The organism is Sulfobacillus thermosulfidooxidans DSM 9293, from assembly GCF_900176145.1.
Taxonomy (GTDB): domain Bacteria; phylum Bacillota; class Sulfobacillia; order Sulfobacillales; family Sulfobacillaceae; genus Sulfobacillus; species Sulfobacillus thermosulfidooxidans.
Genome location: NZ_FWWY01000001.1, coordinates 3,125,742 through 3,142,187 on the forward strand (window position 1 = coordinate 3,125,742; position 16,446 = coordinate 3,142,187).

General features: G+C 48.7%; 18 protein-coding genes and 1 pseudogene. 10 read left to right on the forward strand and 9 right to left on the reverse strand.

The window, feature by feature from the left end; translation table 11 throughout:
- Positions 1-19: 19 nt before the first annotated feature.
- Positions 20-1,195: an MFS transporter gene (locus B8987_RS15455; protein ID WP_020374078.1), complete on the reverse strand. Its 1,176-nt coding sequence runs from the start codon at positions 1,193-1,195 to the stop codon at positions 20-22.
- Between the two features lie 193 nt (positions 1,196-1,388).
- Between B8987_RS15455 and B8987_RS15460 the strand changes: the two genes are divergently transcribed.
- Positions 1,389-2,375, forward strand: coding sequence for an NAD(P)H-quinone oxidoreductase (locus B8987_RS15460; RefSeq protein WP_020374079.1), 987 nt, complete (start codon positions 1,389-1,391; stop codon positions 2,373-2,375).
- On the opposite strand, the gene B8987_RS15465 is transcribed toward B8987_RS15460, so the two are convergent.
- From B8987_RS15465 to B8987_RS15475, 3 genes are all read right to left on the reverse strand, one after another.
- Positions 2,356-3,243, reverse strand: a complete 888-nt coding sequence (locus tag B8987_RS15465) for a DHHA1 domain-containing protein (protein WP_020374080.1) — start codon at positions 3,241-3,243, stop codon at positions 2,356-2,358. The genes B8987_RS15460 and B8987_RS15465 overlap by 20 nt on opposite strands.
- A gap of 31 nt (positions 3,244-3,274) precedes the next feature.
- Positions 3,275-3,574: a hypothetical protein gene (locus B8987_RS15470; RefSeq protein ID WP_020374081.1), complete on the reverse strand. Its 300-nt coding sequence runs from the start codon at positions 3,572-3,574 to the stop codon at positions 3,275-3,277.
- A gap of 93 nt (positions 3,575-3,667) precedes the next feature.
- A complete protein-coding gene (locus tag B8987_RS15475; RefSeq protein ID WP_020374082.1) occupies positions 3,668-4,918 on the reverse strand; it encodes an MFS transporter in 1,251 nt (416 codons plus the stop codon).
- 137 nt (positions 4,919-5,055) lie between these two features.
- Here B8987_RS15475 and B8987_RS15480 point away from each other — a divergent pair, with 137 nt between their 5' ends.
- From B8987_RS15480 to B8987_RS15495, 4 genes are all read left to right on the forward strand, one after another.
- Positions 5,056-6,012: a PLP-dependent cysteine synthase family protein gene (locus B8987_RS15480; protein WP_020374083.1), complete on the forward strand. Its 957-nt coding sequence runs from the start codon at positions 5,056-5,058 to the stop codon at positions 6,010-6,012.
- Between the two features lie 102 nt (positions 6,013-6,114).
- The gene (locus B8987_RS15485) at positions 6,115-6,465 is read left to right on the forward strand and encodes a rhodanese-like domain-containing protein (RefSeq protein ID WP_051005389.1); all 351 of its coding nucleotides are present in this window, start codon (positions 6,115-6,117) and stop codon (positions 6,463-6,465) included.
- A 44-nt stretch (positions 6,466-6,509) separates the two neighbouring features.
- Positions 6,510-6,800 (forward strand): hypothetical protein, encoded by a 291-nt coding sequence (locus tag B8987_RS15490; protein ID WP_037914203.1) that lies wholly within the window; start codon positions 6,510-6,512, stop codon positions 6,798-6,800.
- Positions 6,800-7,705 (forward strand): DMT family transporter, encoded by a 906-nt coding sequence (locus B8987_RS15495; protein WP_020374086.1) that lies wholly within the window; start codon positions 6,800-6,802, stop codon positions 7,703-7,705. The genes B8987_RS15490 and B8987_RS15495 overlap by 1 nt, the downstream gene beginning before the upstream one ends.
- Here B8987_RS15495 and B8987_RS15500 read toward each other — a convergent pair.
- The 3 genes and pseudogenes from B8987_RS15500 to B8987_RS15510 all read right to left on the reverse strand — a co-directional run.
- Positions 7,674-7,889 (reverse strand): annotated as a pseudogene (locus B8987_RS15500) (thioredoxin family protein); the annotation flags it as partial. The gene B8987_RS15495 and the pseudogene B8987_RS15500 overlap by 32 nt on opposite strands.
- A 15-nt stretch (positions 7,890-7,904) precedes the next feature.
- A complete protein-coding gene (locus B8987_RS15505; protein WP_020374088.1) occupies positions 7,905-8,312 on the reverse strand; it encodes a thioredoxin domain-containing protein in 408 nt (135 codons plus the stop codon).
- 57 nt (positions 8,313-8,369) lie between these two features.
- Complete coding sequence (locus tag B8987_RS15510) at positions 8,370-9,233, reverse strand: helix-turn-helix domain-containing protein (RefSeq protein ID WP_157782343.1); 864 nt, start codon at positions 9,231-9,233, stop codon at positions 8,370-8,372.
- Positions 9,234-9,281: 48 nt separating this feature from the next.
- Here B8987_RS15510 and B8987_RS19720 point away from each other — a divergent pair, with 48 nt between their 5' ends.
- Both B8987_RS19720 and B8987_RS15520 read left to right on the forward strand, forming a co-directional pair.
- Positions 9,282-9,512 (forward strand): hypothetical protein, encoded by a 231-nt coding sequence (locus B8987_RS19720; RefSeq protein WP_020374090.1) that lies wholly within the window; start codon positions 9,282-9,284, stop codon positions 9,510-9,512.
- 76 nt (positions 9,513-9,588) lie between these two features.
- Complete coding sequence (locus tag B8987_RS15520) at positions 9,589-10,665, forward strand: 2-hydroxyacid dehydrogenase (protein ID WP_020374091.1); 1,077 nt, start codon at positions 9,589-9,591, stop codon at positions 10,663-10,665.
- On the opposite strand, the gene B8987_RS19445 is transcribed toward B8987_RS15520, so the two are convergent.
- Positions 10,583-10,966: a hypothetical protein gene (locus tag B8987_RS19445; protein WP_028963589.1), complete on the reverse strand. Its 384-nt coding sequence runs from the start codon at positions 10,964-10,966 to the stop codon at positions 10,583-10,585. The two genes, B8987_RS15520 and B8987_RS19445, sit on opposite strands and share 83 nt — an antisense overlap.
- A gap of 201 nt (positions 10,967-11,167) precedes the next feature.
- Here B8987_RS19445 and B8987_RS15525 point away from each other — a divergent pair, with 201 nt between their 5' ends.
- The 3 genes from B8987_RS15525 (at position 11,168) to B8987_RS15535 (ending at position 15,029) form a co-directional block, all read left to right on the forward strand.
- Positions 11,168-12,808, forward strand: a complete 1,641-nt coding sequence (locus B8987_RS15525; protein ID WP_139793567.1) for a formate--tetrahydrofolate ligase — start codon at positions 11,168-11,170, stop codon at positions 12,806-12,808.
- Positions 12,809-12,814: 6 nt separating this feature from the next.
- Complete coding sequence (locus B8987_RS15530; protein WP_020374093.1) at positions 12,815-13,564, forward strand: HAD-IA family hydrolase; 750 nt, start codon at positions 12,815-12,817, stop codon at positions 13,562-13,564.
- A 166-nt stretch (positions 13,565-13,730) separates the two neighbouring features.
- Positions 13,731-15,029 carry an MFS transporter gene (locus B8987_RS15535; protein ID WP_084661687.1) on the forward strand — a complete coding sequence of 433 codons (1,299 nt, stop codon included), beginning with the start codon at positions 13,731-13,733 and terminating at the stop codon, positions 15,027-15,029.
- A gap of 26 nt (positions 15,030-15,055) precedes the next feature.
- Here the strand turns inward: B8987_RS15535 and B8987_RS15540 are convergent, their stop codons facing one another.
- Complete coding sequence (locus B8987_RS15540) at positions 15,056-16,312, reverse strand: APC family permease (protein ID WP_139793568.1); 1,257 nt, start codon at positions 16,310-16,312, stop codon at positions 15,056-15,058.
- Positions 16,313-16,446: the final 134 nt, after the last annotated feature.

Sequence of the window (16,446 nt, forward strand, 5' to 3'; positions counted from 1 at the left end):
CCATGTTCGGGGTCCCTCTTCATACCGATTTCATGAGGGGAAGCTGTCTTAGACTGGCAAGATGGGTAATGATCGCCACACTAAGTAGTCCTAGTGCGGTGAAAGTGACTCCTGTCCACTGGGCATGGGCCCAAGCTAAACTGGCTATTCCTGAACCTATCGATCCTCCTAAAAAATAGGTGACCATATATACGGTATTTACCCGGGCTCTTGCATCTGGACGCAGCGCATAAATTCGGGATTGATTCGAGATTTGTCCGGCCTGGACCCCTAGATCAAGGAGAATAATGCCAACGATGAGGGCCCATAGATGGGATGACAAGGGCCACATCAAGAGCCACGCCACGCTCACTAAGACAATAGCCCCGGTGATGGTGACTCGCGGATCCCGTTTGTCCGCCAAGCGTCCCGCAATAGGGGCAACACTGGCCCCAGCAATACCAAGTAAGCCAAACAACCCAATGACAGACGCCGTATAATGATAAGGCGTCGTGCTTAAACGAAATGTTAATGTGGTCCAAAATGCACTAAAAGTGCCAAACAGTGCACCACCCGTTAAAGAAGCTTTTACCAGTTCTGGTTCACTACGGATGATGGGGCCTAAAGAATACAGCAATTGTCCGTAACTCAAAGGACGTGAGCGCGGTCTAGAGATGGGAAAAATGCTTATTACGATGATCACAAACAGCACCATTAATATGCCGGCGAATCGGTAAACGGCCTGCCATCCTAGCCAATCTCCGATGACGCCGCTAATCATGCGTGCCGACAGAACTCCGACTAATAACCCGCTCATGACAATCCCTACCACACGACCCCGTTGACTATCAGGAGCTAAATCTGCAGCCACAGGCACGATGACTTGGGGTACCACCGTTACCGCTCCCAAAGCAAAATTGGCTATTAAAAATGCTGAAAACTGCGGCAGCACCGATACGATTTCCAATGTCATCGCTGTTAGTCCAAATAATGCGGCGATTAATTTTTTCCGTTCCCATAAATCGGCTAATGGAACAAACAGCAACAGGCCAGTAGCGTATCCAATTTGTGTCAACATCGTTACGACGCCAATAGCGGCCGGACCGACATGAAAGGTCCGAGCCATCAAGGCGAGCAGGGGTTGATTGTAATAAAGATTAGCGACACTTGCCCCGGTGGCGACAGCCATTACCAGGACCAGGCCAGATAGGGACATGGTATCCTCCTGATAAATTCTGTATTATGATTTTGTTCTTCTTAGCATTGTAAAGGATTTTGATCAAGAAGGTGCACACTCAATAAAAAGGCCAACCAGGCGCATTAATGGCAGGCCAAGGGGCCTCAATCAGTCTACTGTTTTGGCCTTAGCCAACCACCGGTCTTAGGGCCCAAGAATAGGAGGAATTTAGGTGAAGGCGATCGTATTAACTGAATTTGGAGGTCCGGAAGTCTTACGGGTACAAGAGATTCCCGTCCCTGAATGCGGACCAGGCGACATCTTAATTCGCATTCACGCCGCGGGTGTCAACCGCGCCGATTTATTGGAGCGTCAAGGGCTGTATCCGCCGCCAGATCCTCGACCTGAATTCCAAATTCCGGGATTGGAATGTGCAGGAGTTGTCGTGCAAGTCGGCCAGCGCGTGACTCGTTTTCGTGAAGGCGATCGGGTGATGGCTCTGGTTTCAGGAGGGGCCTATGCTGAGTATGTCGCCTGTCCTCAGGACAACGCTTGGCTTATTCCCGAAGAGTTGAGCGATATTGAAGCGGCAGGGATACCCGAAGCCTTTTTGACTGCGTATGATGCGTTATTTGATAAGGCTCAGCTCACAATGGGGCAAAGGGTTTTAATTCATGCCGGCGCGGGAGGGGTCGGTTCAGCAGCGATACAACTTGCCCACCGGGCCGGTTTACACGTGGTCACCACAGTGGGCTCCTCGAAGAAGGTTCCACGTGTGTTAGAGTTTGGGGCGGAACGAGCGATTAACTACCGGGAACGAGATTTCGTTGAAGATGTGCGTGCGTGGTCTCACGGCGCGGGCGTCGACGCGGTATTAGATTTTATCGGCCAAGATTATTTATCCCGGAATTTAGCGAGTTTGAAAACGGGAGGGGTGCTTGTCATAATCGGGACTTTGAGCGGCGGTGATGCATCAATCAACCTGCGAGAGGTCTTAAGTCGCCGCCTCAATATTCGTGGAACGGTTCTACGGTCGCGTCCGGATTATGACAAGATGCACTTAATTCAGGAATTTCAAGAAAGAACCATGGCGTTTTTTGCCACGGGTCAATTACGGGCGGTTATCGATAAAACCTTTCCCTTAGAACAGGCAGGCCTAGCCCACCAATACATGGTCACCAACCAGAATGTCGGGAAGATTATTTTGACAGTGTCCTAGATTTAAGACGCAAATAGTTAGCAATCCGTTCAAGGACGGCTCGGGCTGTTTCTTGGTCGTAGGGCCCTGGCAGATCGAGCCGTCCGCCTGCGGCGCGGGCATGACCGCCACCGGAAAATACATCCTCCATCAGTTTGGCAGCATCGATCCGTACATCACTGCGTGCGGATAAACGGCCATCGGGCTTGATGAAAACTACCAGGGCGGCTCCTTGCCCCAGTAGTTGATGGGCGAGTTCATTGGTGGCTCCTTCTTCACTGAGAGCAATAGCAATCATGGGCAGTGGCGACCAGACTTTAACAGAACGCTTGAGTTGTTCTCTCATGTATTGTTTTTCGCGGAAAATGAGATCCGCTAATAGGGCTTGCTCATGGGACTGATAGGGGTTCCAGCCTACGGCAAAGCGTTCCCGATACCAGTCATAGCCCAATGTGTGAAACAATCGGTTTAGATTTTGGCCGGGTTCATGCGCAGGTTTCCACAAATCGTATCGCTCGACAGCGTATACAAGCCGTTCCCATTCGGGTGTGGGCTTTAACCATCCTTGATCGACGGCGAAGGCGTAAAAAAGATGGGACCCGGATTTACTAAGGTCAATCAATACATTGGGGTAACGGCTTAGTGGCAAGGCAGATTGATGATGATCCAATAGCTTTGCAATGCGGGACGAAACGCCTTGATAATGCTCAGGTTTAAGAGACACATCAGCCAAGTAAATAGGCGCATCATGGGTAATCAGGGCAAATCCGTCAAGAACACGGTCTGGCTCGATAAAAATGGGGGTCAAACCACATTGCTCGCCGACAATTGCGGCAGTGGCCCCATCTAGACAATTTTTGTGCGTAATAAGCCATCCACGCTGTGTCATGCTCTCCTCCATCCGTCGTCTTTCCTTTTCGTCACTGACCCATCTTATCATGGATAAGCACGTCAATGCGCGTAGCGCTTATGGTATGGCCCTTTAACACGCCGGCTAAACGTACGGTTGTTCCCGCTTGGAGTAAGTAAATATTGGAAATAGCCGTGTCATTGCGCAATTCGATCGTGTAAAGACCCGGATGGGTTTGGTTTGAATAGGCCAATAATCGGCGGGGTGTGCGGCTATTTCCTGACGGCACGATGTGATGCACGGAGGTGAGGAGGGTGGCCGTCATCATCATAATCACCAGATGCTGTGATGTTCGTTTCCGTGTGGTCATGTAAAACGGTCCCTCCAATAGCATAACAATGAATTAAATAATTCGTGAGGGTCTATCAAAACTCCTGCTAATTTTCCTAGGGTATGGGGAATTTTATGCCGCTTTACGCACGCGGTAAATGAGTATGGAACCAGCACCAAAATAGAGAAACGTGATTAAAAAGAGTAACCGGTAGGCCTCGCCCAAGGACATAACATGGGATAAAGAGCCGATGAAGAGGCCGGCAATGAAACCAGCGCCGACTTGGCCCAAATTAAAAGATGCTTGCCATAATCCCATGCTACGACCCTGGGTTGGTCCCGGTGGTAATACATCGACTGCCAATGCCCAATCTGTCGACAAATAAATTCCGTAGCCCACGCCAAAAACTAACCCCATGGTCAAAATAAGAAACATGCTATGAGTGAAAACAAACGTTAAGGCCGTCGCCCCCATTAACAACCCACCTACAAAGACTAAAATTCGGCGTTTATGCAGCCGATCCGATAGCCATCCGGCAGTGAGCACAGAAATCAATGATCCTAAAGTTAACAATGCCAATAACCGAAAGACGGTGGATTCTGGTTTATTCAGGCCAACGGTAAATTTGAGGTAATAAAATAAATAGTTTTCTAAAGTCGCAAATCCTAACATGATCATAAGTCGTGTGACAAATACCCACCAAAAATCAGGAAAGGCTCGAGGAGAGATCCATAATTGGCGAAGTCCTTGGGCAAAGGTTACCCGGGGCACGATAAAATGACGCGAATCCATTTCATGAACCCCAAACTGTGTGACGCCCCAACCAAGAACTAATAGTGCGGAAAGGATCCAATAAATCGCCGGGTCACCAAAATAATTGGGGGCTAACGCTCCAAAAATGATGGCCAGTTGCGTCATGAAACCCATCCAGCCTGATGCGACACCTCGTTGTTCCTCGGAGACCAAATCGGGAATGAGAGCCTGATACGCGGCTTGAGCAAGATTTGAGAAAAACTGCACCATCAAGTAACCGAAGGCAAAAATAAGCAAAAAGTGGCCGGAGTACGCCATGATAATCAGACCGAGCACATTGCCTGCCGTGCCCCACAGGATATAGGGGCGGCGTCGGCCCCATGCATGGCGTACGCGATCGCTAATCCAACCCGCCCACGGTTGTACGACGGTGGCAATGAGGGAGCCTAATACGACAAGCGAAGACAAAACGCTAGTTGATGCACTACGGCCAACAATATACAAAACGGCGCGCGGCACAACAATAATGATTAAAGCGGTCCATTGAATATTCGACGTTAGCCAATAGAAGCTCAATGCTAAATTTTGTGACAAGGACAAGCGCGGTTTTACGGGCTGAGGGTGTTGCACGAGTTCCGCCGCCTTTCTAACAATTATGATGGCTATTCGGCAACGCTGGCGAAAAGTCCTTCTGTTTTAGGATAAATGCCAAAGACGAAAAGGAAATTTCGTATAATGGGAAAGAACGTAAAGGAGGAAATCAACAGATGCCTGATAAGGGCAGCATTTTACCGAATATCCTTGGGGCAATAGGGCATACGCCCCTGATTGCATTACAACGCCTCGTACCGGACAACGGCGTACGCATTGCCGTGAAATTTGAAGCAGTAAATCCTGGTGGCAGTATCAAAGACCGAATTGCTCCGGCGTTAATCGAAGTGGCAGAACGAGAACACCGCCTAAAGCCTGGCGGGACGATAATCGAAGCCACAGCGGGTAATACCGGCATTGCTTTAGCGATGGTAGCCGCCGTCAAGGGCTACCGCGCATTATTTGTTGTCCCGGATAAGATGAGCGCAGATAAAATTGCGATCCTCAAAGCTTACGGCGCCGAAGTGAAAATTGTTCCGGATGTCGGTCGTGACGACGAAAACAATTATCAAAATGTTGCGAAGCGGTTGGCGGAAGAAATTCCCGGTGGATGCTATATGGGTCAGTTTGAACAAGAGGCCAATCCCCACGCCCATTATATGTCAACGGGTCCTGAGATTTGGGAACAAACGGAAGGACAGGTTCGTGCGGTTGTAGCTGGTGCTGGGACTGGTGGAACGATTACTGGCATTGGGCGCTATTTGAAAGAAAAAGATCCGAACATCTTAATAATCGGTGCGGACCCAGTCGGTTCGATTTTTACAGGGCCGGTAGCACCGTTTAAGTTAGAAGGTATGGGGGAGGATTATTATCCTCAAACCCTGGACATGCATGTGGTTGATCGCTGGATGGCAGTTTCCGACGAAGAAGCATTTGCCATGACAAGGCGATTAGCCCGGGAAGAAGGCATTTTGGCAGGAGGTTCTTCGGGAGCGATGGTTCATGTGGCCCTAAGGATTGCACAGGAATTAAATCCCGGCGATTTAATCGTGGCTCTTGCGCCGGATACGGGACGTAATTATCTTAGTAGCATTTTCTATAATCATGGCAATACCGATACGTTTTCTCAATAATAGCACCGTTTCGTAGTCGCTTGCTTGAATGATACAATGAGATTTAAAGATTCGATAGGAAAGAGCAGATTGAATAAAATCCAAGGGAAAGGACGGTTGGACATGTTAGAATGGCTTATTGGTAAAAGGCGGGAAAATACGACGCCGCGAGTCCCTGCTACGATTATGCCTGAAGAAGTGATGGCACTACTCGAACAAGGTGAGAAAGTTGTCATCCTCGATGTTCGCCAACAGCATGAGTATCGCAGTGGTCATATTAAAGGAGCCCAATTGATTCCTTTGATGGAATTAAATAAGCGCCTGCATGAGTTGAAAAAGGATGCCACCATCATCACGGTGTGCCACTCAGGTCGACGGAGTGCACAAGCAGCCAGGCTATTGCGGGCTGAAGGCTTCACCGTTCGCAATATGGTGGGGGGCATGATGAAATGGCCCGGGAAAGTTGTCAAGTAACGGGAAGACAGTGAATATCATGCAGAAAGGTGGACCAAAGCGACATGTTTGTTGATCAAATTATTGTCCGCGGCGCTGGGGTCTTGGCTATTGTGGGCGGTATCATTTTTTTTGCTATTGGTGTCCCTCAAATCGGGTATTATCTGGTTCCTGCTGGCATCGTCTTTTTAGCCTTCACGATAGGATGGAAAGCCCGGTATGAACGCGTATTAGATGACCCTCCGCCGGGTTACGAGCCGACCGGAGAAGTCTATGTGAATCCCGGAGGACCTCCTGTGGAAGTGTGGCATTTAGGTATTCGGCGCGTCTATGTACGGCATAAGGTGGCTGAATAATGCGGTGGAAATTTATTCTGTATCTGATTGCGGCTAATGTTTTATGGGCTGGCAATTATTTAGCTGGGCGGGTTTTACGTTTTAGCATGGGCCCATTTACCCTCAATGGCGTCCGCTGGATTATTTCGGCGGTCGTCTTATGGCTTATCGTCCGGAAGCGTGGAGAAATTGTCCCCTTGCTACAGGAGTGGAAAGCGTTCTTGCTTTTAGGTTTTATTGGTATGTTTTTGTTTTCGAGTTTGACCTATTGGGGATTAACGATGGTGCCTGCTGGGGAAGCGGGTTTATTGTCAGGATTTACCCCACTTGCGGTACTGGTCGCGGGATTTGTCATTGCTCAAGACAAAGTCCGCTTGTGGCAATGGCTAATGGTCGCGGTCTCGATTGGTGGCGAAATCTTGTTACTGGGTGGAGGGGCCAGTACCCAAACGGGCAGCATTTTTGGGGCCGTTGTACTGATTTTTGCTGCATTGTCGTGGGGAGTTTATACGGCGTTGGGAAGACGTTACCGTTACCGATTTTCCCCCTTGGTGTTAACCACCGGGGCAGCGGTATGGGGAGCGATTCCCTCAGCATTGCTTGGCATATGGAATTTGTCTACCCACCCGGTGACGTTAAGCATAAATAGTGGGCTGGCCCTGTTGTATGTGAGTACCATGGCATCGGTGGTAGCCTTTATGATGTGGAGTGCAGGGGTAAACCGACTCGGCAGTGGCACAGCGGCTCCTTACATGAATTTATTACCAGTTTTTACCGCCTTGTTGGCGGTTCTTTTGCTGCATGAGACGTTAAGTGCCACCCAATTAGAGGGAGGATTGATTGTTGTCGCCGGTGCCGTCGGAGCGGGTTTTTCTCGCACCGTGCCTGTGACCGTTAAGGAGTCGCAGACATCGATGCTTGAATGAGATAAGCCGCAAAATATTCTGGCGACACCGTGCCTGTAAACACATAGGGTCCGGGTTCGCACCACGTTGTGGGAACACCCATGACGTGGTGTTTTTGTGCCAACTCGGGCAATTCTTCCACTTGAATGATTTGGGCCTGGATCAAGGGTTGCCGAATAGCAAATGCAATGGCCATGTTCACGACATGGGGACACCTGGTTCATGTTGGGGAAACAAAAATTTTAGTCGTCACTGGTCGCTGAATTTCATGCAAAAGAGGTTCCCATGATGGGTGGTCAAACCCTGAAACGCGGCTGAATGCGGCAATGGATTCCACAAAAGCGGCATATTCCATGCCGCTAGGCGCTCCAACAAATTGGACACCAAAGATGTTACCTTGGGTATTGCTAATGGTCACCGTCGGATCAAAAAATCGTGCGTGATCGGTGTTAGCCAATTGACGCATAATTTTTTGGGGCATAAGACTAACCGTATAATTTATCAAATCGAGGGTAGCTTGCGTTTTTGCACTCTCCCACTGCTCGCTGTGTACGGTAAGAATGACCGGATTTGGTAATGTGGAAAGACTGTCCATTACGGCCTTTTCTTGTTGGGAATTAAGAAACATGGATAAATATCTCCTTGTCCTAAAATGCTTAGACTTTTCTCACGGACAGATGGCTGTCTATCCGCTAAAGTCCTGCCAACACCATTTTTCTGTGACGACATCAATCGGATAGTAATGCGTAATAATAAGATCGGGGCGATTGGGAATGGGCACCAAATTGGAACGAAAACGCAAAATCCGATGGTCATCGTGAGCTCTTAGCACGACGACTTCAGATGTTGACGGAATAGTTCCCACTAGCCCCTGACAATAGGTGTTAATCAGTGTCTCCCACGGAATCTTTGTTCGCTGGCAAATATCATTTTTTAAGCGGTTAAGCCAGGGTTCGTTTTCGTAGGGTTGCCATTGAACGATGAGACGATGCAGCATACGTGTCAACAGTTCTTTTGGCCACTGTTCAGCCAACAGTGCATCGGGAGCAAATAATTGCACGATTAAATTGCGTTCCAGCCCCTGTAAGGCTCCCTGAGATACCTGAAAAAGACGTGCCATGGTCACATTCCAATCTCGAAGAAACCACCCGATATCTAAAAGGGCAGCCGGAAAGGGATCAAAACGGGATAGCCATAAACGGTATTCGTCTGGTAAATCCAACAACGGTTCAACATAACCGCGATAACCGAAATGATACAGCCACTGATTCAGTTCGCCGTTGATAACCGGCTGTTTTAACGCCCGTCCAATAAGGATGACCAAATCACGGGATAAGTCCATGACTTGCGATTGTTCAATCCGCGAAAGCTGTTTTTGTGATAGGGCAACTTTGCGTGCTAATTGCGTTTGTGACCATCCCAAGTGTTCGCGGTAAAATCGTATCCGATGCCCAACGGAATAAGGTTCAGCCATTCTCGTGAGTTTGCGGCCCTCCTTAAGATATCGATAGTGTATCATTCGCGGATAGGTCACGGCCAGCTTTTGCATAATCGCTGTCCCAGGAGCCAAGCTAAAAGTAAAAAGGAGGCATAGTGTGTGATGAAAATTAAAGAGTTCCGGTTTACGGGAAAATTTCCAAACTTCGAAGTCCATAGTATTTTAGTGGATAATGACAATAAGGATTATGACCTGGAGCTAGGTAATCTCGAATATGTTGGCACTTTAGACGAAAAACAACTCAAAGAATTGATTCATGAGACGTTCAAGGCGCATCAAGAACCCAAGTTGACGGAAGCCATGCATCAGCTTATCGGAAAATCTCTATAACTTGAGATTGTGCAAGAGACCAAGGGAAAAGATGCTACAATCGAGCCATGATATATGATTGTGAGGCGAGTAGTTAATGACTTATCGCGAACAAAACCGACCCTTGGTCATCTCTTTCGCCCAACAACCTCTCATCCGGCAAATGGTGAGCCATTTTCCGTTATTGGATGTCCGGTTTGTGGATGATATTGCGGCGTCGCAAAGACTGGGAATTTATGATCAGGCCGTGTGCATGATCGCTGCGGGCAACCCAGTTAATAGCCATACCTTAACACCCTGGCATCATCTTCAGTTTGTCCAGACACTTGGATCAGGATATAACAATCTTGACATGGTGGAATTACGAAGACGGGGAATTGTGGCGGCTCATAATCCGGGTCATAACGCCCATGCTGTGGCGGAACATGTATTAATGTCAGCCATGTATTTATTAAGAAACATGGCAGCCGCCCATCAGATGGTTACACAAGCTCGGTTTTCGGATCGCCAGCGTCTGGCAGGACAAATTCAGGATCTCAACGGGTTGACTCTGGGTATTTATGGTTTTGGCTACATTGGGAAAGCCTTAGCCCGGTTGTCACTGCCCTTTGATGTACACATTCTCTATCATCAACGACATCCTGTGCCGGATTGGGAACGTCAATATGGCGTTCAATATGTATCGGCTGATGATATTTGGCGATCATCGGATATTGTTGTGTTGACTGTGCCGTTAACGGAAGCGACGTATCACTTAGTCTCGAATTTGCAATTCGATATGATGAAGTCAACGGCTATTGTGATTAATGTTGGGCGGGGGCCCGTGGTGGATGAAAAGGCCTTGGCGCAGGCTCTTATTGACCAAAAAATTGCCGGTGCCGCGTTAGATGTGTTTGAATCCGAACCTATTGATCCCAATAGTCCCTTATTACACCTGCCCGAGCCTATTCGCCATCGGGTTCTCTTTTCACCTCATGTGTCCGGTGTAACCCGTCAAGCATTACAGAAAATGATCAAGGGAGCCTTAGATAATGTGCAACGATTCGTAAACCACGAGCCCTTATTGCATCAGTTACTCCCTGAAGAACATATTAACCCTTGGGATTGGCGAGACGGCGTCCTCCAAAGACTATCTGCCAGCCATCCGAGTGGGGAATCAGTGGACATCCATTAATTAATAGGCTGACACTGGTCCAAATAACCGGTCCTTTGGCCCATGACAAACCATAGCGGAACCACAATAAGCTGGATACAAGGGCCATCGCCAAGTCTACTAGAACTCCTGCCATGGCAATTTGGCGATGGGCCTTAACATTGAGACCCGTCATATCAATCGCCGTAGATAAGCGGCCAGAACGCCAACGAAGCCCTAGCCAATGACCGCCCAGATGACGAGCGACGATGCCATGTGCACTTTCATGAGCCAAGGCATTCACAATGGCGGCAATAAGGACGGAAATATCTAGGGCTAGCATGCGCTAAGACCTCCTTTACCATCTCATGAACCTCTTCATTATGGGATCATGCGTCATTATTCCCATTTTAGGAACATCTAACCGGACAAGCCAAGATGGCCCAAATTTCGGCGTTCACTTTTACAAGAATTCGTCAACGATTGCCATCTTAGGGTATAGTAACGGTGGTGTTAAATACAGCATATAGGGGACCGATTAGTGATGATGAGTCAAGATTTAAAGCCGATTACTGAGATTGCTACGCAAATCGGATTATCCCGATCCGATATTGTGCAATATGGTACGTTTAAAGCCAAAATTCCCTTGGACATCGTTTATCAACAACCCCGTCGTGCCAAATTAGTTTTGGTCACCTCGATTAATCCCACACCCGCTGGGGAAGGCAAAACAACCATGTCTGTGGGGTTATCCCAAGCGCTTCACCGGATCGGCGTCAACGCTACGGCTGTGCTGCGTGAACCGTCTATGGGACCCACTTTTGGTATGAAAGGCGGTGCAACGGGTGGGGGTGCATCTCGGGTGGAACCATCGACCGCCATCAATTTGCATTTTACCGGGGATTTTCATGCGATTACGGCTGCCCATAATCTGTTAGCGGCCCTCATTGACAATGAATTATTTCACGGGAGCCGTCTGCACCTTGATCCCAAACGCGTGTTATGGAAACGTGTACTAGATGTAAATGACCGTGCTTTACGCCATATAATTGTCGGACTTGGTGGACCGGGACAAGGTGTGGTGCGCGAAACCGGTTTTGATATTACCGCAGCATCCGAAGTAATGGCGGTTCTGACATTGGCCCGTGACTTACCAGACCTTAAGACACGGTTAAGTAAAATGGTTATTGCCAGTCAAGGCCATGACATGATTACGGTGGCCGACCTGGGGGCTGAGGATGCATTGACCGCTATTTTGGATGAGGCCATGATGCCTAATTTGGTTCAAACGCGTGAACAGACACCCGTCATTATGCATGGCGGTCCTTTTGCTAATATTGCGCACGGTTGTAATAGTATTGTGGCCACTGAAGCGGGTTTGCGATTGTCGGATGTGGTTATCACAGAGGCCGGGTTCGGAGCCGATTTGGGGGCAGAGAAATTTCTTGACATTAAAGCTCCAGAAGCGAACTTGGCGCCAGATTTGGCTGTCGTTGTCGTGACCTTGCGTGCTCTCCGCTACCACGGAGGTCAATCATTACGGGAGATTAATCGACCTAATTTGGACGCGTTGCATTCGGGTATGGCCAATTTGAATAAGCACCTTGAGAACCTGCGTCGCTTTGGGTTACCGATCGTGGTGGCTATTAATCAATTTCCTGCGGATACCGAAGAAGAAATCGAGTGGTTACTGAAAGAATTGGCCGATCATGGTGTTCCTGCGGCCTTGGCCGATGTTTTTGGCCAGGGAGGATTCGGAGGAGAACGGCTGGCTCATTTGGTTATGCAGCAGTTGGATGAAACGAGTAGTCACTACGCTCCCCTTTACGAGAAGACCGAATCATTAGAACAGAAAATAGAAAAAATTGTCACCTCAATTTATGGGGGAAGTGGCGTGGATTACGCCCCCGCCGCGTTGAAAACATTGGCTCGCCTTCATACTTGGGGAGAAGACGCTTTGCGGGTATGCATTGCTAAAACCCAATACTCGTTAAGTGACAACCCCAAACTTCTGGGGCGCCCTGAAGGATTTCGTGTGACGATTCGCGATATCGATATTGCTCGTGGGGCGGGGTATATTGTGCCCTTAGCAGGAGATATGATTCGTATGCCCGGATTACCTAAAGACCCCGCTGCGTACCGGGTGCATGTAGATGATGACGGCATGGTCACAGGAATTGAATGATGCCTTATGGTGCTAAAAAGTGTGATATTTGATGTTGACGGAACTTTAGCAGATACCGAAAAAGATGGGCATCTTTGGGCCTTTAATCATGTGTTCCAACAATGGAATTTGCCATTCCGGTGGTCGATTTCCCTGTATCGCGATTTGTTAAAAATACCTGGAGGACAAGAACGCTTAACCTATTATCAAACGCAGCATCCCGAACGGGTTTCGCTATCCGCTGCGCAAATTGCTGAAATTCACCAGATGAAGACATCGCTTTTTATTCAACGGGTCTGGGCTGGTGCTATTCCATTACGTGTTGGGGTTCGGTCTCTGGTTTCGGAGTGTTACGAACGGCATATTCCGGTGGCGATAGCGACGACGACGCAATATGCCAATGTCGAGGCATTACTGCTGACACATTTTGGCCCGCAATGGCGAAAGATTTTTCCGGTTGTCGTGGCTGGCGATCATGTGGCAAAGAAAAAGCCGCACCCATGCGTTTATCATCAATGTTTACAACAGTTAGGAGTCGCTCCAGATGAGGCCGTGGCCTTAGAAGACTCCGCCGTTGGCTTAACGGCTGCACAACAAGCGGGTATTCCAACCGTCGTGACGATGAATATTTGGACCTACCATCAACGTTTCACGGGGGCGTTAGGCGTCTTGACTGGTCTTGGAACCCACAAAGACCCGGCCTTCGGACGAGGTCCTCGCCATTGGGGACGTTATTGCGTTACTCCTAAACTCCTTGAGGAGTGGTTGACTCAATGACTGCGATACACGAGAAGGATTTGAGATGATTCCCTAGTTAAAACCCAGCGGACAAATACGCTGAATAACACGCCGACTTTGTCTTCAATAAGAAAAGGTCGGCATCTTATTTTGGTGATAATGAGAAGCATTATCATTTATAATACAAGGAGTAGGAAGGTGAGGGATGAACGTGGGGAGTCACCGTCGTGTTATTGTCGCGGTCAGTGCTGGGGTCTTTATTGGTACGTATGATGTGGCTGCTATCTCTGTCGCTTTGCCGAAAGTCGTTCAAATTTGGCATGTATCCCCTGCTGATATGGCATTGTTGGGTTCGTCAGCCTTTATCGGTATGATGCTTGGCAGTATGGTAGCGGGATTTGCCGCCGACTATGTGGGACGTCGATTAATTTTGCTGGTTGATTTTTTAGCATACGGTATCGCCTCCGTGCTCAGTGCCGTGAGTCCCAACTTGATGTGGCTTATTCTCAGTCGAATGATTGTGGGATTCGCTGTGGGTGCTGAATATGCTGTCGTTTTTCCCTATTTGGTCGAATATATTGGGCAAAGGGACCGGGGAAGAATCATGGCGTGGGCATTGTGGGCTGCAAACTTTGGGATGCTTTTTGCCTATGGTCTTGGTGCTTTAACGATCAATTATCCCGGTGGTTGGCGTATACCTTTAGCATTTGGCGCTCTTTTGGTTGTCCCCATATTGTGGTGGCGTCGATTCTTGCCAGAATCATTGGAATGGGCGTCGCACCGGGCTAGTTCGTGGCGTGATGTAATTCATATTCTCAGCGTGCCTCAATATCGCAATATTGTAAGTGTATCAGCCCTGACTTGGTTGAGCTATCAAGTCAGTGATCAAGGTCTTACCATCTTTCTGCCGTGGATGTTTGTAAGCATTTTTGGTACGAGCATCTCTTTAGCCGCATGGCATAGTGTCATAGTCAAGGCTGTAACCATTCCTGCCGCGCTCATCACGGTGTGGATGATTGACCGAGTAGGTAGGCGGCCTCTTCAACTATGGGGATTTTGGGGTCGGGCGGCTGCGTTACTTCTTCTGGGCACGTTGTTACTAGCGATTCACGGGAATATAGGACATCATCAGAATTTAGTCGGAGTGGCTTGGGTGTTGCTGGTTTTGGCATATGCGGCGGGGGCGGTGGGTCCTGACAAGACGACAGTCATTACGACAGCGGAGCGAATGCCTACAGAGATCCGTGCGTCTGCACAAGCGATTGCAGAGTCTAGCGGCAGACTTGGAGGAATCGTCGGTGTGTTGGGCTATAGTTTTCTATCAGCGTTATGGGGGCCAGGAGCCGGGTTGATTTTCTTTGGCGCTATGGCGGCTATCGGCACGATCTTGACGTGGAGCTTTTTGCCAGAAACCCAGCATATCGCCATCTATGCATATCAAGAGAATTCGAGGTGCCGGGAAGGGCAACGCGTACGTGTCAAAAAGAGCGCAAAGAGACCCTAAGAAGCTGTAGGGAATACAATTAGCCATCACTTTGGTTTCTTAGGCGCTGCCGGAGCGGGCAACCCCAAACGATGTTTTTGTGCAGAACTCACCCGTCCACTGACTTTGGCAATATATATCAGAGATGGAATCAGGACTAAGAGCCAAATCAGGGCGGAAAGGCTTAAAGGATAGGCGATGGGCCAAACCGATTCATAAAGCACCCACCAGAACAAAACAATAGCCAAAATGGGAAGCACGACATGTTGAAGAAAGTGGGACTGTTGATGTTCTTTGCGAAACAGTCTCATTAACGAAATGTTCATAAGGGTATGGGCAGAGACTAAACCAAATAATACGGCCGTCGTCATCACATTGAAGGCAGTACTTGGCCCAAGCCATGAGGCAATACCAATTCCCGTTATTACCGCGAATGCAGCGAGGGCGCTCACGCTGCGCGCAGGGGCTCGGCGGCCATTGACTTGCGCAAAGCCAGTGTGGATGAGTTCATCGCGTCCAATTGCGTAAAGAACTCGGGAGGAACTTGTTAATAGCGCAATACTATCTGCTAAGGCGCTGTTAAGAGCCAAAATGACTAAGGAAGCGGCACCAATTGGTCCCAAATACCGGAGAAAAACGGTCACTCCCGGTGCATTGGCGGTCGAAAAGGAATTCATGCGAAACATGCCCCAGCCTACGGTTAAAGCATATGCTGACAATGTTAATGCGGCACCCGTCAAGGTTAAGGAGACTAATGCTGCTTTACCAATTAAGCGTCCTCGTTGGGTTTGAACGGCCTTAGTTTCTTCACCCAGGGAACTATGACTACCAATGCCAATAAAACTTGTAATAGCAAAGACCATTCCTAATGATACGCCTCGAATCCCCACAGAACCAATTTCGAAGGGCCGTAGAGGAGTTGATGGTGCTGCCTTAATCATTATGATAATAGACGCAACGATCAAAAAACTAATCTCGATAAGACTGGTGGTGGCGAGGACTTTGATACTGGGGCGAATACCCATGACGGCTAAGAGCCAAGGGACGCCAATAAAAAACAAGATGGCAAATAGCCAAAATTCGTGCGGAAAATTAATATGCAAACGTGCAGCAAGACCAGGTAAGAAGACTCCACCAATATAGACAGGAATCCCCGCAACGCTGAGGGTTTGATAAAAAATTACCATAAAACCTGTAAGTAATGATGCCTTAGGACCTAATCCCGCTGACACATAACTATAATAGCCCCCAGCGGATGCCCGGTCCTTAGACAAATGAGGATTTTTCATAACTCGACGAAGCACGACTGTGGATAACTGTCCCTTCCAATGATGACACCCTTCTCAACGTTCTGACACGGGTTCGGAAAGGATGATTCTCGCGCCATGGCAATACGATGCCCGGCGAACGACCCCGGATCGCTCGCCTCACCGCCGAG